This window comes from Spiroplasma kunkelii CR2-3x, assembly GCF_001274875.1.
In the GTDB taxonomy this organism is placed as follows: Bacteria; Bacillota_I; Bacilli_A; order Mycoplasmatales; family Mycoplasmataceae; genus Spiroplasma; species Spiroplasma kunkelii.
Map to the genome: position 1 here is coordinate 1,241,704 of NZ_CP010899.1, position 16,732 is coordinate 1,258,435.

The following is a 16,732-nucleotide window of genomic DNA, read 5'->3' on the forward strand; positions in this document are numbered from 1 at the left end:
AGATTAAATATAGCGCTTTTTTATTAATTTTCAAATAAATTAAATCTAAAAAATAATTTTAATCCTAATAAAAATGAATCTGGTATACATGGTATTAATAATTCAGAAATATTTTTTTTACTGTTATTAACAACTAATTTATTAATATATAATAATATTTTTTCAGATATAGTATGTAATTGTTTCTTAATAGGATCAATTAATTTATTAACTAATTTTTCTAATCAATAAAATGGATTATTTTTTTTAACTGAATTAATTATTTTTCTTCATCTTAATAAAATTTTCAATTAAACTTTTTTGAAATTTATAACTCAATCGATACTAATTAATTTTTAAAATTGTTTCATTAGCAATTTTTGTTTTATCTAAATCTGATAAAATCACAACTGAATCAATATCATTTAGATTTGAAAATTCATCTAATGAAATATTACTTATTTTTTTAAATATGAATCATATTTTTTGCATCCAAATTATTATATTTAGGAATTAAATTTTTATCTATTTTAAATAATATTTTTTCAATTTTTAATAAACTGCAAATTGTAAATACCAACCGATAAAAAGTTAACTATTAATTTAGTTAACTTTTTAAAGTTAATAATTGTAAATCAACAGCTACTACCCACGCAAATGCTTGCGGTAAAACAGGTAAAAATTGAAATACTAGTTTTCCAATTGATGCTTAAACAAAATTAAATCCTAATGCACTTTTAATAGTCGCAGAAGTTCCTTCAATTGAAGTTTGAGTAAATTGAATTTTAACATTAACCATAGCAGTTACAGCTACATGATCAATAAAAATAATCATATCTTCTAAATGAACATCGTTATCTTCTACTAATAATTCTAAACGTTTTAATTCATCAACAAAATTTTCTTTTGTAATTTTAACATAATTTGGTACTAAATTTTTAACTCCGGATGCAATTTTTGATAAAACATATATATTAAAAATTTTATCTTTTTGAGAATCAGTTATTTTTATTATTCCCGGCTCAATTATCAGCTAATTTATCAACTTTGCTGATACTAATAATAAACAGTAAAATTTTGAGTTAATTGTACTTTTTTGAAATCTTCCCTTACATACTTTTCATTAAATCCTTTAACTGGATCTCAATCATTTTGTGTTTGAGATTAGTTCATAATAGGTAAAAATACTTCTGCTTTAAATGCACAAAAATCTTGTTACAATTGATTTGAAAATAAAGCAGCAATTTTAGAATCACCATACAAATTTGTTAATCTTCAATTATTTTGAAAAAAAGTTTGTATTGTATTAAATGTAACTGCCATGACTAACCTCCAGTATTTTTTTTACTTTGTGGATAAAATCCCATTGATGCATTTTCTGTTTCATTATCTGTTTCATTATTAGAACTATTTTGTTCAGATTCATTGATTTCTATAACTGCTCCTGTTCATAAAGTTCTTTTTACTTGTTCTTTTAAAATATCCAATTATTTCTCTAAATAATCAATTCTTTCTTTTTTTGCCTCTTCTAAAACAGCTTTTTCTGCAGCTTCTTCTTCAGCCTTTTTAGTTTCCTCTTCACTTTGTGTTGTTTTATATTCTTCAATGGCATTATTAATTACTTCATCTAATTTAAAGTCTTCAATGACATAAGTACCATTCTCATTTTTAATTGGTTCACAATTTTCATCTAATTTTAAAATCTTTAACATGTTAAATTTCCTCCTATCAGTAATTTATGCACTATTTTTTATTAAAATTCAAGTATTATTTTTTTCGATATTTTTCTTTTAAAATTAAAATCAAAATATTATTTTTATTCATTATATTAAAATTGTTTGTTATTATACTCTTAATACGAAAAAAATCATAAATATTAAATCGATTAAGTTTTTTCATTTCAACAGGATCATAACTTTTAATAAAACCATAACTTGAACCTCATCTAACTTGTAATGTTAAAGTTGAAATTTTGATACCATTATAATCTTCATCTTTTATTCTCTTATTATATACAGTAACAATACCATCAAAAATTGCTACTAATACTTTATTTTCAATATGTCTAACTCCCATATTTTATTTCCTCCCAATTTCATAATTCACATTTCAACCTTCTTTCTTTTTCTAATAAATGTGCTTCCAAGATTGTTTGCGCATGTATTGCATGTTCACTTTTTGACCAAATTCCTTTAATAATTTTTTTACTATAATTTTATATTTATCATTTGGCTTATGCAATCTAATTTTTGTATCATATATATAATAATTCCTATTAATTCTCTGGTAGCTTTAACTTCTTTCATTTTTTCAGGACCTTGATGCAAATTTTCAATTACAATGACTTCGATTAAAATAAAATTATTAACTTCTTAAAATTTTTAATTTCACTTTGTATTTTTAATACAGCTTCAACTGGATTATAAGATTTCAATTGTATATATTTACGTATAGGTCATTTGGTTTTATATATTTTTAAAAATATACCAGTAGTTCCTATTCCGGCTGGATCAATGCCAATTGATATTGGACTTCTTTTGTCATAAGTAACTAATTTATTCATTTTACCCCTCATTTCCATTTGTTACTCTTTTTGTAATTTCTTTTGTCATTTCTTTTGTAATTTTTATGTTTATCAAAAATATTGAATATTTTTTAAATCAAAAAAAATAACTTTACGTAGAAAAAGTCTACTATTATATAATAGTCTTGTATATAATAGTCTTGTAGACATATTATTTATTAAATTCCCCCTCCTTTATAACGCTGATAAATCTTTCAATAATTGTTCTAAATCAACTTCATCATGTGGATCGGTGTTACTAATAGGGGTTTCTTGTTTCTTACTTTCCAGGACAATGTCCTGGTTTTTTTCTTGTTATTTTTCTTTAACAATTTTTGCTTTTAAATTATTTCAACGTTCAAATTTTTTATTTTTTTCTTTAATTGATTTATCAAAAATTTTAATTAAGTTATTTTCATAAGATACTCAAATTTCATGATCATATAATTCTAAATCAATTAAATCATGAAATAACATATAGCCTTTATATTTTTTATTTGACTCTTTTTTTACATTATCTTTTATATATCTAGTTCAATAACTCAATTGCGGAATTATACCAATTAAAAATCAGTATTCTTTAAATTTATATTTAAAAACAAAACAAGAAGCTAATATAAATGAACTTTCAGGTGTATTAATTATATAACTAATTACTTCATTGCCACATTTGTTATACGATTGAATTAATGTTTTATGTATTCGATAGTTTTAAATATTTTTCCTTTTATTATTTTGTTTATGCGGTTCATAAAAAATGCCATCTTCTTTTTTAGAAAATTCAGCAAGAAAATCGAACCCGGGTTCGTATTTTTGTTTTCGAGCATGACATCCTGCTTCACAGTTCAAAATTTCACGCATAAACTTTCTCCTTTATGTTATTAAATAAATAAATTTTTCAATAATTATGTTGTACTTTTTTTAAATTTAATATGTGAAATATCTACTGCTCATCGCACAGCATATTGATGTATTTTTTTAATTTATTTTAGTTTTTTTTCATAGTTTCTTCATAATTTTTTTCCTAGCTTTTTATTTTATAATAAATAAATATTTTTTAAAATATACTATTCATCTTCTTATGATCTAAACATTGCTTATTCACAACAAGCACCACATAATTACCACCACACTCGCTAATAAAAATCACAAGGTTCTAAATCATGTTCTATTGCAGTTTCTTCTGACCAATTTTTGCATTTTCACTTTGGCATAATTATTCCTCCAAACTGTTATATTTATGTGCTTCATCTTCAACAATAGTATTTCCATCTCTTCAAGATTAATCTAACATATGTCCATGTATTCAAACTCTTCCACCATCAGGTAAATCACAACTATGATTAACTTCATAAAAATCACTTTTCTTTAGTCGATTATGACGATACATTTCTAATTTATCTCTGTCTGCTAACAAGATTCCATATTGTTTATATTTTTCAGCAAGTGCTTTATCTAATAATTTTTTAATTTTATTTTGTAGTTCATATATTTGGTTATAAATCATTGTATAATTATTATCACTTATTCTTGAATCATTTAATCATCTATTAAAATAATCAAATTTTTCATCTACTAATTTTTAATTATTTCCATTTTGGGCCTCTTTTAATTCTTCATAAATCATTTTTAATGTCTTATGTTCCATTTTGTTAGGTCATTTTTTGAAATCATCACCACAGATTTGTTTTACTTGTTCTATTTGTTTAACAATATTATTAATTTTTTCCATAATTTTTTCCATATATTAAATACTCCTTTGCTTAAAATACCTTTTTAACGATAAAACCACCTTAGTGGTCTTAAATGTATATGGTACCTCACAAAAACATTATTTTTTTTTCAACCTATCCAATTAAAATATTTTCTTCAACATAACTGTATTCTTTTTCAGCACTTCCACGAATTGAAACTAATAACGTTGAAGAAACTCCTAATTGCCCAATAAACATTAATAGAATAAATATTAAAGTACTTAAAATACCAATGTTATATAGTTCGGTAAAATTTAAAGTACTTAATCCTGTTGTTCCAAATGCACTACAAATTGTAAAAAAAGTATTTAAAACATTAAGATGAGGATTTTCAGCACTAATACAGATAATGGCAATTGCAATTAAACCTCCTGAAATAACAGTAACTCCTAACGCTCGTTTTACTGTTTCATTTGGAATTTTCCGTTTAAAAGCATTAACACTATTATTATTCCGAATAATAGACCAAATTGTAATGATAATAACAGCTAAAGTTGTTGTTCGAATCCCCCCTGCGGTAGAAGAAGGCGCTGATCCAATAAACATCATAATTGACATCACTATTCGTGATCCTGGTAAAAAGTTACTCATTTCAACTGTTGAATAACCTGCATTTCTGGTTGACATTGTATTAAAGAAAATATTCATAAAACCATTTCAATTTGATTTTGAATTTCGTAAAATACTTTCCATATGCTGAGCAGTTTCAGGATGGATTGTATTAATATTCGTAAATTCAATTAATCAAACACTAAAAACACCAATAATTGATAAACCAATATAAGTAATTAAATTAATTTTAGTAAATAAGGTAAATTTAACATGTTCTTTTCGTTGTCATGCTACAAATTTTCGTTTTAAATCGTAAAAAGTTGGAAAACCTAAACCACCAATAATAAATTGGAATAAAAACACAAATTGAATAAAATAATTAGTATTATAAGGCATTAATGATGAATTACCAATAATATCAAACCCAGCATTATTAATTGATGAAATTGAGTGGAAAACACCGCTTCATAAACTTCGTCAAAAATTATGATAAGTAACATTATCAATCATGAATTTTCCTTCTACTGATAATGGTGAAAAATAAAAATTACAAAATAATAAAATTGCCCCAAAACATTCCAAAATAATTAAAAAAATAAAACTATTTTTAATTAAATCCATTGTATGTCCAAAGTTACTACTTCCTCGTTCACCTTGCACTAGCATTTTATCTTTAATTGAAATTCGACGCCCTAATCATACAAAAATCATAATTTTAAAAGTAGCAATTCCAAAACCACCTGTTTGAATTAAAATTAAAATTACCAATTGTCCCCAAAAAGTATAATCCGCTGCAGGATTACTAATTGTAATTCCATTATCAGAAAAAGCACTAGCAGCAGTAAATAAACCAATTAAATAATTTCACACAAAAGTAACTGAATGGTTTAAAATTTTACCTTTTCCATCAAGAATCATCCGTTCTCCGCCATGAACAAAACCTGGAATTGATAACAGTAGTCCGCCTAAAAAAACAATTAAAATATAAACTAAAAATAATCTTCCCGATATTTTTGAGAATGGTAACCAATAACGACGCCGTGTTAATGGTGCAGTTGGGTCATTATTACGTTGTTGTTTATTATCATTTTTTCTTTTAAAAATATTTTTGAAATATAATTGAAAAAAAACCATTTATGTCCCTCTTTCATTAATATTATTATATACTACAAGTTAGTAATTATTGCTAATAATAAAAAAAATAGTATAATTAAAAGTGCAATAAGGGGGAAAAGAAATGGCAAGAAGAAAAAGTTTTGCAATTATTGGACTAAATAATTTTGGACGTTCAATAATTGAAACACTAATTGCGCGAAAACAACACATTATGGTCTTTGATATTAACCAAACTAAGGTTAATAATATTATTGCTAGTTATGAACAAGTTGATGGCGTAGCATTAGACGCAACAGTTAAAACAAATCTAATTGAGCAAGGACTAGACGAATATGATACTGTCATTATCACAATCGCAAGTAATATTGAAGCTAGTATTTTAACAATTATTGGATTACAAGACCTTGGAATTACTAATATTATTGCGAAAGTAAAAGATATACGTCATGCACGAATTCTAAAAGCATTAGGAATTAATAATATTATCCAACCAGATACAATGGCTGGAAGTATTACGGCAACTAAAGCAATGTTTGATATTGAAATTGAAATGCAAACTGTTGATGAAAATTATGCATCATTAATTATTCAGGTGACTGATCCAAATATTGAAGGACAAACATTATCAGAATTACGTTTTATTAATAATAAAGATTATAATATTGTTTATGTTAAACGTAAAGGCCGTGTTATTTTACCCGGAGATGTTGAAACAATTAAATTAGATGATGAATTATTATTTATTGCTAAAATTAGTGCAATTAATGATTTAACAATTAAATTACAAAAAATTGATCAAGAATATGAAAAAGATGGTAAGTAACCATCTTTTTTATTTCCCTTGTTTCACTGTAATTAATTCAATAACTACTTGTTGGCCAATTTCTGGGGCAACTTGTCCTTTTGTTAATTTCATTAATTCACCCATAAAAAACTTAATTACTCGTTCTGGCCGTTGCTCATATTGTTCTAGCATTGCTATATTAGCATTAAAAACTGGCTCAATAATTGTTTTAATTTCAACTGGATCAATAATTTGTTTTAAACCTAATTCAGCAATAATTTTAGTTGGAGCACAATCTTCATTTAAAATTCGTTGTAACACTATTTTGGCTTGTTTATTTGAAATTATATTTTTATTAATTAACATAATCATTTCAACTAAATTTTGTGGTGTTAATGATGTTTCACTTATTGTTAATCCTTTTTGATTTAAATAAGCACTAATATCACCAATTAAATAATGAGCAATCATTTCATAATGTGGTGATAACTTAATTGTTGCTTCAAAAAAATTCATTAAGGCATAATCTTGTAAAATAATTTCAATATCAGCTGGTTTTAAATTTAATTTTAATAAATAACGTTTACGTTTGACAGCTGGTAATTCTGGCATATTTTTAAGAACTTTTGTCATTCAATTTGGATCTAATTTAATTGGAAAAATATTTGGTTCAGAAAAATATTTATAATCAATAGCATCAGTTTTATGACGCATTAAAACCGTTGTTTTTGTTTTTTCATCAAATCGGCGTGTTTCTTGTTCAATTCTTTTTCCCATTAATAAAAGTTCACTTTGTCTTGTAATTTCATATTCAATTGCCTTTTCAACATTTGCAATTGAATTAAGATTTTTTAATTCAACCTTATAACCAAATGTTTTGACACCAATTGGACGTAACGAAATGTTAACATCACATCGTAATGAACCCTCATTCATTTTAGCATTACTAACTTTTGTATAAACTAAAATTTCACGTAAAGCTTCTAAATATTGACGAACTTGAAACGCTGACCGTAATACAGGGCGAGTTACAATTTCAATTAAACCAATTCCAGCACGATTATAGTCTAATAACGTTTGGTCTTCTTCATGCAACTGTTTAGCAGTATCTTCTTCAATATGCAGACGTTCAATTTCTACTTTAAAAGGTTTATTATTCTCATCAATAATAGTTAAATATCCATTTTGACCAATTGGATAATATTGCTGCGTAATTTGAAAACCTTTTGCTAAATCAGGGTAATAATAATTTTTACGATCAAATTGAATGACTGGATCAATTGTCAAATTAAGTGCTTGGCAAGCAATTAACGCTAACTCAACTCCCTTTTTATTAACTGTTGGCATTACTCCTGGATACCCAACATCCATTGGATTAACCATACTATTCGGTTTAGCCCCATAACTCACTGCGCCAGAAGAAAACATTTTTGTCTTTGTTTTTAATTCAACGTGATTTTCAATTCCAATTACTACCTCAAAATTAATCATGATTTTTCCCCCTTTCTGGTACCACTTTATTTTTAATTCCAACAATCTCTTCAATTAATAAACTAGCATTAAAGACCTTTTGGTCAGCAAAAGGAGCAGCATTAACATTTATTCCAATTGGCATTTTATCAACAAAAGCAAGCGGAACAGTTAATGATGGATTACCCATTAAATTACCTAATACTAATAAATCATCAACATAATTTTCTAGTTCTGCCTCTGTTAAAATTTGATCTTTAATAGTAGTAATTTTTGGAGCAATCGCTGATGCAGCTGGTAATAATAAAAAGTCATATTTTGAAAAAACAGTAGTTAAAGCATTGACAATTAAGCGTCGTACTTGTTTTGCTTTTAAAAATAATAATGTTTGGTTATTTTTTGTTAAAGTGTATGAACCAATAACATAACGACGTTTAACAACATGACCAAAACCATTAGTTCGTGAATTCATCATTACTTCTTGATAAGTGTCCCCATCAACTCGTGTTCCATAATTAATTCCATCCAACATTGAATGACTACTTACTGCTTCGGCAAAAGAAATCACCATATAAACTGGCATTAATGCTTTTAGTAAATCTTCTGGAAAATCAATTGCTGTAACACTAATCCCGCGGGCTGTTAATTCATCATATAAATGATCAAAATGAATTCTAATTTCATTTGGAAGAATCATATGCGCATTTTTTAAATAAGCAAATTTTTGTTTTTTGATTTTTTCTGATGATAAATTTTTAAAATAACCTTGTTCCTTACTCTTTAATGAGGTTGCATCCTTGTGATCTTCTTGTGCTAAATAATCAAAAACAATTGCACTGTCTTCAACAGTTCTAGTAAAATATCCAACCGTATCTAATGATGGCGCATAAGGAAAAACACCATACCGTGAAATTAAACCATAAGTTGGTTTAAAACCAACAACACCACAATAACCTGCTGGTTTTCGTACTGAATCACCTGTATCTGTTCCTAATGCAAATGGAACAACACCAGCTACAACTAAAGCTGCTGAGCCAGATGATGAACCACCAGTAATCCGACTTAAATCTCAAGGGTTTAAAACATCCCCTGTTAATGCATATAAACCATGCCCACCCATTCCTAACTCATCCAAAGCTGCTTTTCCTAATAAAATACTATTGTTTTCTTTCAAAATATTAGTTACTGTTGATTCATAATTTGGAATAAAATTTTCTAAAATTTTTGAACTCGCCGTTGTCTTAATTCCTTTTGTTGCAAAATTATCTTTTGCAAAATATGGTAAGGCAAATAAATAATTATTTTTAGGAACAACAAGGTGGTCTAATTTAGCTGCCAAAGCTGTGGCTTCTGTTTTTAATTCTGTGACTGTTGCATTTAAAACCTGATATTTGTCTAAATTAGTAAAAGCATTCTTAACTATTTGCGATGGAGTAATTTTTTTAGCAACTAAAAGATGATGTAATTCTTTGATTGAATAAGCTGCCATTCTATTTAACAACCTTATTAATTACAATATAATCATCTATTTTTTTTGGTGCTGCCGCTAAAATTTCAGCTTGCGGAGCAACATCAATCTCATCATCCTCACGCAAATAGTCAACTGTTAAATCAAATGGAAAATGCATTGAATGAACATTAGTTGTATCAATTTTTTGTACTAAATCCATTTGTTTTAAAATAACATCAAATTCTTGACTTAAATTAGTTAGTTCCTCATCTTGTAAATCTAGCATAATATCATGTACTAAAATTTGTAACACTTCTTTTCTAATTCGTGCCATCTTATCCCTCCTTATTTAATAATTGTTGAAATTCTTCTTCATTAATAATTTTAACATTTAATTTTTGTGCTTTTACTAATTTATTACCAGCATCAGCCCCCGCCAATAAATAAGTGGTTTTTGCACTAACACTTTCAGAAATTTGCCCACCATAACTTTCAATTAACTCTTTAAAATATTCTCGTGGTTTTGACAAAACTCCGGTAATCACAAACCGATAATTTTCAAACTTCTGTGCTAAATGCTGATTAGTAGCATAATACTCAATTTTAACCCCTTTTTGGCGTAGTAAGTTAAGTTCTTGTTGATTATCTGGAATTGCAAAATAATCAACAACACTAGCTGCTACAATTGGACCAATATCATTAATAATTGATAATTGTTCAATATTCATGGCGGCTAAATTAGAAATTGTTTTAAATTGTCGTGCTAATAATTTTGCTGTTTTTTGACCAACATGTCGAATTCCTAATGCAAACAATAGTCGCTCTAAGGAATTATTTTTTGAATTATTAATTGAAGCAATCATATTTTCAAATGATTTTTCACCAAAATTTTCTAATTCAATAATTTCCGCTCGGTATTGCTCTAATTGATATAAATCACTAAAACTTTTTAAATATCCTAATTTAAATAATCGTTCAATAATTTTTTCACTAACTCCTTCAATATTCATCGCATTTCGTGAACAATAATGTTCTAACGCCCGAGTAATTTTTTTAGGACAAACAGAATTAATACAATACTGGTCAACCTCACCTTCAACACGTTCTAATAAAGAATTACATTCTGGACAATGTGTTGCCTCATGTCATTTTTGAGTATTTTTTGGGCGACAAGCTGCAACATAATTAATCACTTCCGGAATAATATCCCCCGCTTTTTTAACTTGAACATTATCACCAATCCGAATATCACGCTCAGTAATAAAATCAGCATTATGTAATGTTGCTGCTCGTACAATTGTTCCTGCAATACGAACTGGCTCAAGAACAGCATTATAAGTAATACGTCCTGTTCTTCCAACAGAAGGAAAAATATTAAGCAATTTTGTAACCACAACTTCTGCTGGAAATTTATAAGCTATTGCTCATTTTGGATTTTTAGCAGTATAACCTATGCGATTATATAAATTTAAGTTATTAACTTTAATCACAATTCCATCAATTTCATAACCTAATTGATGACGTTTTGGTTCATACTCTTGAATATATGCTCACACTGCCGCAATATTTGAACAATAACGATACTCAGAATTTGTTTTAAATTTTAATTGTTCTAATCTTTGTAACGCTTCATACTGTGATTGAATTCCATCCTGCAAAGCATTAACATAATAATATAAAAATGCATTTAACTTTCGTTTTGCAACAATTGTTGAATCTAATTGCCTCAAAGTTCCTGCTGCTACATTTCGAGGATTAGCAAATTCAGATTCGCCATTTTTTGCACGTTCCTCATTTATCTTCTTAAATTCTTCAACTGATAAATAAACTTCACCTCGAACAGTTAAAGTTGGTTGGACAATTCGAAGCGGAATTGATTTAATTTGTTTAATATTAATAGTAACATCTTCACCAGTAATACCATCTCCACGAGTTGCCCCCATCAATAAAAGATGATTATCATAAACTAATGAAATTGATAATCCATCAATTTTTAATTCACAAGTATATTCAACCTCTGGCAAACCAGTCAATTCTTTAATTTGTTCATCAAAATGAATTAAATCATCATAATTAAATGCGTTTCCCAAACTTAACATTGGACTTGTATGAATATATTTATTAAACTTTTCGCTAACTTGACCATAAACACGTTGCGTTGGAGAATCAATTGTAATTAATTCACTATATCGTTGTTCAATTGCAATTAATTCTTGCATTGCTCGATCATATTCTTGATCACTGACACTAGGGTTATCATTCACATAATATTCATAATTTCATTGTTCTAACTGCTCTTTTAATACTAAACTACGTTTTTTTGCTTGTTCAAAAGTCATAATATCCTCCTTTATTTTATTATTTTTAGGTTTTTTTTATGATGCGGGGAAATTGGTGGTTTTTTAAAATGCCATTTTTTAAACGGTTTAATTTTCAATGCATAAATACTAATATTTAAGGCAACTAATAACGCAACAATAAAAACCGTATCATTGTTTAACAAAGCCTGTTCATTAAAAATTAAAATTAAAAAACGACCAACTAACGGATTAAAAAAAGTTACTGTTAAAATTGATAGCATATTAATTGGAGTTTTTGCAACAAAATTCGGAATTTGTTCAAAAAGGAATAATCAAATTAAAGCTAAACCTAAAAAAACAAAAGAAATAATTAAAAATACAATATTTGTTCATGGTTTTCAACTCCCTAATTCTAACTGCACATATAAGGCTGATGCAATTGTTTCTAATGTTCAAAAATTTAAGTTATTTTCCCCCATTGCTAAAACAATAACTACTGAAATTAGAGTAAAAATAATTGGTACAACAAATAATAATTTTTTTTGCCCTAGGTACATCATTACTTCAATATCATGTACTCGTGAATAATTGCGATATAACAAAAATGATAAAATTATCATTAACAAAAATAATCCTAAAAAAATAAAAATTAGTAAAATATTTTTTATTTGTGCGTTGTAAAAGATAAAACATAATGTTGAAAATAAAGTAAACTTAACCATATCTTTTAAGAAATTAGTTTTATATTTTAACATACTAATTCATGTTGAAACATAAATAATAAATAACATAATATACGATGCATCTCATTCAAAGGTAATATAACTTGCAAAAATAATACCAATAATTCAAGGAATATTACGACTGCGGTATTCTTCATTTGTGTAAATTGTCATTAAAATAAAAGTGACAAAAAATAAACCAGTTAACATATTCTGTTGATGCCATGAATCATATCCAAAATAATAAATTAATAATTTTGAGGCAGATAAAACAAGGAGTGATAAAGTACCAATTAAAAAACAATTACTTTTTTTATTAGCAAAATTACTCAATAATGTTACAAAAATTGAAGCAAATAGCATTGCATCTAAAATATTTAATAAATTTCAAATAATATCACTTGGATCAATTCCAGTCATTACAAATCAAACTGAAACATTTGTAAACCAAGATAATGTTGCTAAAGCTTTAGCATTAGCAATCGTAACATTTGGATTTAATTTAAAAATAATATTATTATCAACTGAAGCAAAAAAATAAAAACTTAAAATATAACTATTAGTAATGTTTGAACCTGAAGGAGCAATAAAATAATTTTTAGCATAATATAATGCCATAAAAACACCAAATGCAACAAAAAAAATGGCGTGATTTCAATCTCATAAATTAATATTAAATCAATAACGAATAAATAATAACAAAAATAATGAATATAAAATATTAATTGATAATAATGAATAAACTAAAATAATATAACGTAAATTAGGAATAAATTCTAATGGAATTAGCAAAAAAGAAATAACAGCAAAATAAAAGAAAAAACCCATAATCATCCCAAAATAAATATTTTTAGTTCGAATTTTTAAAAATTCGGCTAAAATTGCCCCTGTTGAAGAAAAGACTCAATAATAATATAAGAAAAAAACAATCGCAATTAAAACTATTTTTACCATTTGACCTTCTTTCCTTTCTTAACAATTATAGCAAAAACAGTATATAATATACTTTATAAACAAAAATAAAAGTGATTTCCATTTTATAAATCACTTATTAGTTAAAATTATTTCCTATTTAATAACAGCAATAATTTCTCCTTGTTTAACATTACCTGTTTTAATAATATTAATTGTCTTACCGCTCATTGTTTCTGGTGTAAAAACAATTGGTGTATCTAAACTTGGTACATTTTCAGCTTTTAAAACTGCTAAATCAACATTACATAATAAATCCCCTTGTTTAACATTATCATCTTGTTTTACTTGAATATCGAATCCTTTTCCATTTAATGAAACTGTATCCATTCCGATATGTAATAACATTTTAACACCATTATTACTTTTGATTCCATAAGCATGACCTGTCGGAAAAACGGTAATTAATTTCCCAGCAATTGGAGCAATAAAATTACCAGCACTTGGTTTAATTGCTAAACCCTCACCTAGCATTTTTTGTGAAAATATTTCATCTTCAACTTTATCTAAAACAATAACTTGACCATCTACAGGGGCAATTATTTCAAGTTCTTTTGGTTTCTTACTAAATAATCCCATCTTTTCTTCTCCTTTTTTCATTAAGCAGACAACTTTGTCATCTATCTTTAGTATACTATAAAATTATTAAATTTATGTGCTATTTTTAAAACAATGGGAAACCAACTAATTGTTTAACTAAAACCAAAATAGAACTAATTAAGTAAAAGAAACATAATAAAAAATTAAATACTTATTTTTTTGAAAAGCAACCCGAATTGTTATCTTCTGTTTAATCGCTGTCTTCAATATCAAAATCCACTAATAATTGATAATGCCATAAAAATAACAACAAAAACAATTAAAACTGGTAATGGAAGGTCAATTATTACATACGTATTTAGATTTATCATTTAAATCACCTATTTTAATAAAAAAATAACACTATATAATGCTGTTTTATCAAAATTTTAGACTTCTAAAGCATTTTTTGTTCTTTTTTTAATTAAAGCCAAAACTTCATCACCCGTTTGGCATTCTAATGCTTCTGTTACTAATTGTTCCATTGCCGAAACTTTTAATTTGCTAATAATATGACGCACATTTAAAATACTTGTGGCAGACATTGAAAAGTAATCTAATTTCATTCCCATTAAAAGCGGAATTGCTTGTTCCTCTCCAGCCATTTCACCACACATTCCAACCCATTTTCCTTCTTTATGGGCACCATCAATAATTGTTTTAATTAAACGTAAAACAGATGGATTATATGGCTGGTATAAATATGCCACAAATTGGCTCATTCGATCAGCTGCCATTGTATATTGAATTAAATCATTAGTTCCAATTGAAAAGAAATCAGCGTGTTTTGCAAACTGATCAGCTAACATTGCTGCTGCTGGAATTTCCATCATCATTCCAATTTCAATATTGTCTGCAACTTTATGTCCTTCTTTAAGTAAAATTGCTTTTTCTTCTAAAGTAATTTTTTTTGCAGTTTTAAATTCATCAACTGTCGCAATCATTGGAAACATAATACCAACTTTCCCATGCACACTAGCACGTAATAAAGCACGTAATTGTGTTCGAAAAACATCTGTTTTATCTAAACAAAGGCGAATCGCACGATATCCTAAAAATGGGTTCATTTCTTCTGGAAATTTAAAATATGATAATTTTTTATCACCACCAATATCCAATGTTCGAATAATCACTGGGCGCCCTTGCATTCCTTCCAAAACACCTTTATAAGCTTCATATTGCTCATCTTCAGTTGGGAAATGGTCATTATACATATATAAGAACTCACTTCTAAATAATCCAATTCCTTCCCCACCATTATCCAAAACACCTTGAACATCTTTTGGTGCTCCAATATTTCCTTCTAAAAAAAATTTTTGATATCCATCTTTTGAAACTGTTGGTTTATCTTTAAATGCTAATAGTTCTTGTTGCAATTGTAAAAATTTTTCTTTTTCTGTTGTCCAAGTTTTAATCTCCACCGATGTTGGATTTAAGATAACTTCTCCTGTTGTTCCATTAATCATAATTATTTCATGATGGTTTGCTTGTTTTGTAATTTCTTTTAATCCTAAGACAGCTGGAATTTCTAGACTACGGGCCATAATTGCAGCATGACTAGTACGCCCCCCTATATCACAACTAAATCCTTTCACAAATTTAGGATTTAACTGCGCTGTTTGTGAAGGTGTTAAATCTTCAGCAACAATAATAACTTCTTCACTAATAGTTGCTAAATCTAAGACCGGAACATTTAAAATATACTTAATTAAACGATCAGTTACATCTTTAACATCAGCTGCACGCTCTTTAAAATATGGATCATCCATACTTGCAAACATTGTAATAAACTTTTGAGCAACAGTATGAATTGCATATGCTACATTATTGTTATTACTCTTAACGATATTTTTTGCTTCATCAATCATTGCTGGATCACACAAAATTTCCTTATGTGCTTCAAAAATTGCTGCTTTTTCCGCTCCTAATTTGTCTAAGGCAATCTTTTGTAGTTTTTCAATATCTGTGTTTGCCTTTTGCATTGCTGCTTCTAGTATTTTAATTTCTTTTACCGAATCAGAAACCGTATTATTCGAAATTTCATATTTTGGTTCTTCTAATTTAAAAACTTTGGCAATTGCAATTCCATTGCTGGCACCTATCCCGTGCAGTTTTTTTGACATAATAAAAAATCCTCACTTCTCTTTTTACTAAAACTATTTTTATTATATACCGAAAACTGGAAAATTGTTGCATTTTAACTAGACTTTTTGTTATAAAACATTATTTTCTGTAAAAAACAATAAATTTAAGTAACTATTTTTTTATTTGGCATAGTGTAATCGAAGTGCAACAAATCAACTTTGAAAGGAGTTGATTTTTTATTTAAAAGAAAACATTATTTTATTTTGCGGTCGCTAGTAAAAAAGTATGGTAAAAATAATGTTATTAATACTGTATATACTGTAAAACTAAACGATAAAAATTTAATAAAATTATAACAAATTAAAAATAAAAATCAATAATTACAAAAAATAACAAAATAAAAATA

At 26.9% G+C, this 16,732-nt stretch carries 21 protein-coding genes; 2 read left to right on the forward strand and 19 right to left on the reverse strand.

What is annotated here, in order from left to right:
• Window positions 1-23: 23 nt before the first annotated feature.
• From SKUN_RS06735 to SKUN_RS06765, 11 genes are all read right to left on the reverse strand, one after another.
• Window positions 24-290, reverse strand: a complete 267-nt coding sequence (locus SKUN_RS06735) for a hypothetical protein (protein ID WP_053391373.1) — start codon at window positions 288-290, stop codon at window positions 24-26.
• A gap of 34 nt (window positions 291-324) precedes the next feature.
• Window positions 325-471: a hypothetical protein gene (locus tag SKUN_RS09530; RefSeq protein ID WP_158500822.1), complete on the reverse strand. Its 147-nt coding sequence runs from the start codon at window positions 469-471 to the stop codon at window positions 325-327.
• Window positions 472-1,304: 833 nt separating this feature from the next.
• The gene (locus tag SKUN_RS09535) at window positions 1,305-1,466 is read right to left on the reverse strand and encodes a hypothetical protein (RefSeq protein ID WP_158500823.1); all 162 of its coding nucleotides are present in this window, start codon (window positions 1,464-1,466) and stop codon (window positions 1,305-1,307) included.
• The gene (locus SKUN_RS06740) at window positions 1,467-1,691 is read right to left on the reverse strand and encodes a hypothetical protein (RefSeq protein WP_053391374.1); all 225 of its coding nucleotides are present in this window, start codon (window positions 1,689-1,691) and stop codon (window positions 1,467-1,469) included.
• A 55-nt stretch (window positions 1,692-1,746) separates the two neighbouring features.
• On the reverse strand, window positions 1,747-2,055 hold the full coding sequence (locus SKUN_RS06745) for a hypothetical protein (protein ID WP_053391375.1): 309 nt from the start codon (window positions 2,053-2,055) through the stop codon (window positions 1,747-1,749).
• A gap of 274 nt (window positions 2,056-2,329) precedes the next feature.
• Window positions 2,330-2,542 (reverse strand): hypothetical protein, encoded by a 213-nt coding sequence (locus SKUN_RS06750; protein WP_144416783.1) that lies wholly within the window; start codon window positions 2,540-2,542, stop codon window positions 2,330-2,332.
• Window positions 2,543-2,857: 315 nt separating this feature from the next.
• A complete protein-coding gene (locus SKUN_RS06755) occupies window positions 2,858-3,088 on the reverse strand; it encodes a hypothetical protein (protein ID WP_053391377.1) in 231 nt (76 codons plus the stop codon).
• A gap of 165 nt (window positions 3,089-3,253) precedes the next feature.
• Complete coding sequence (locus SKUN_RS09540) at window positions 3,254-3,403, reverse strand: hypothetical protein (RefSeq protein ID WP_158500824.1); 150 nt, start codon at window positions 3,401-3,403, stop codon at window positions 3,254-3,256.
• Window positions 3,404-3,824: 421 nt separating this feature from the next.
• A complete protein-coding gene (locus SKUN_RS06760; protein WP_053391378.1) occupies window positions 3,825-4,049 on the reverse strand; it encodes a hypothetical protein in 225 nt (74 codons plus the stop codon).
• Window positions 4,050-4,124: 75 nt separating this feature from the next.
• Window positions 4,125-4,286, reverse strand: a complete 162-nt coding sequence (locus SKUN_RS09545) for a hypothetical protein (protein ID WP_158500825.1) — start codon at window positions 4,284-4,286, stop codon at window positions 4,125-4,127.
• A 103-nt stretch (window positions 4,287-4,389) separates the two neighbouring features.
• Window positions 4,390-5,982, reverse strand: coding sequence for a TrkH family potassium uptake protein (locus SKUN_RS06765; RefSeq protein WP_053391379.1), 1,593 nt, complete (start codon window positions 5,980-5,982; stop codon window positions 4,390-4,392).
• Between the two features lie 103 nt (window positions 5,983-6,085).
• Here SKUN_RS06765 and SKUN_RS06770 point away from each other — a divergent pair, with 103 nt between their 5' ends.
• A complete protein-coding gene (locus SKUN_RS06770; RefSeq protein WP_053391380.1) occupies window positions 6,086-6,787 on the forward strand; it encodes a potassium channel family protein in 702 nt (233 codons plus the stop codon).
• 9 nt (window positions 6,788-6,796) lie between these two features.
• On the opposite strand, the gene gatB is transcribed toward SKUN_RS06770, so the two are convergent.
• The 8 genes from gatB to ptsP all read right to left on the reverse strand — a co-directional run bounded on the left by gatB (window position 6,797) and on the right by ptsP (window position 16,364).
• Entirely contained in the window at window positions 6,797-8,239 is a 1,443-nt protein-coding gene (gatB, locus tag SKUN_RS06775) for an Asp-tRNA(Asn)/Glu-tRNA(Gln) amidotransferase subunit GatB (protein ID WP_053391381.1), read from the reverse strand.
• On the reverse strand, window positions 8,232-9,707 hold the full coding sequence (locus tag SKUN_RS06780; RefSeq protein ID WP_053391382.1) for an amidase family protein: 1,476 nt from the start codon (window positions 9,705-9,707) through the stop codon (window positions 8,232-8,234). The genes gatB and SKUN_RS06780 overlap by 8 nt, the downstream gene beginning before the upstream one ends.
• A gap of 1 nt (window position 9,708) precedes the next feature.
• Window positions 9,709-10,002, reverse strand: coding sequence for an Asp-tRNA(Asn)/Glu-tRNA(Gln) amidotransferase subunit GatC (gatC, locus tag SKUN_RS06785; protein ID WP_053391383.1), 294 nt, complete (start codon window positions 10,000-10,002; stop codon window positions 9,709-9,711).
• A 1-nt stretch (window position 10,003) separates the two neighbouring features.
• Window positions 10,004-12,007, reverse strand: coding sequence for an NAD-dependent DNA ligase LigA (gene ligA, locus SKUN_RS06790; RefSeq protein ID WP_053391384.1), 2,004 nt, complete (start codon window positions 12,005-12,007; stop codon window positions 10,004-10,006).
• Window positions 12,008-12,018: 11 nt separating this feature from the next.
• On the reverse strand, window positions 12,019-13,644 hold the full coding sequence (locus SKUN_RS06795; protein WP_053391385.1) for a hypothetical protein: 1,626 nt from the start codon (window positions 13,642-13,644) through the stop codon (window positions 12,019-12,021).
• A gap of 114 nt (window positions 13,645-13,758) precedes the next feature.
• The gene (locus tag SKUN_RS06800) at window positions 13,759-14,241 is read right to left on the reverse strand and encodes a PTS sugar transporter subunit IIA (protein WP_053391386.1); all 483 of its coding nucleotides are present in this window, start codon (window positions 14,239-14,241) and stop codon (window positions 13,759-13,761) included.
• A 200-nt stretch (window positions 14,242-14,441) separates the two neighbouring features.
• Entirely contained in the window at window positions 14,442-14,573 is a 132-nt protein-coding gene (locus SKUN_RS11480; protein ID WP_268794830.1) for a hypothetical protein, read from the reverse strand.
• Between the two features lie 57 nt (window positions 14,574-14,630).
• Complete coding sequence (gene ptsP / locus SKUN_RS06805; RefSeq protein ID WP_053391387.1) at window positions 14,631-16,364, reverse strand: phosphoenolpyruvate--protein phosphotransferase; 1,734 nt, start codon at window positions 16,362-16,364, stop codon at window positions 14,631-14,633.
• A gap of 180 nt (window positions 16,365-16,544) precedes the next feature.
• On the opposite strand from ptsP, the gene SKUN_RS09550 reads away from it, so the two are divergent.
• Window positions 16,545-16,682 carry a hypothetical protein gene (locus SKUN_RS09550; protein ID WP_158500826.1) on the forward strand — a complete coding sequence of 46 codons (138 nt, stop codon included), beginning with the start codon at window positions 16,545-16,547 and terminating at the stop codon, window positions 16,680-16,682.
• The last annotated feature ends 50 nt before the right edge of the window (window positions 16,683-16,732 follow it).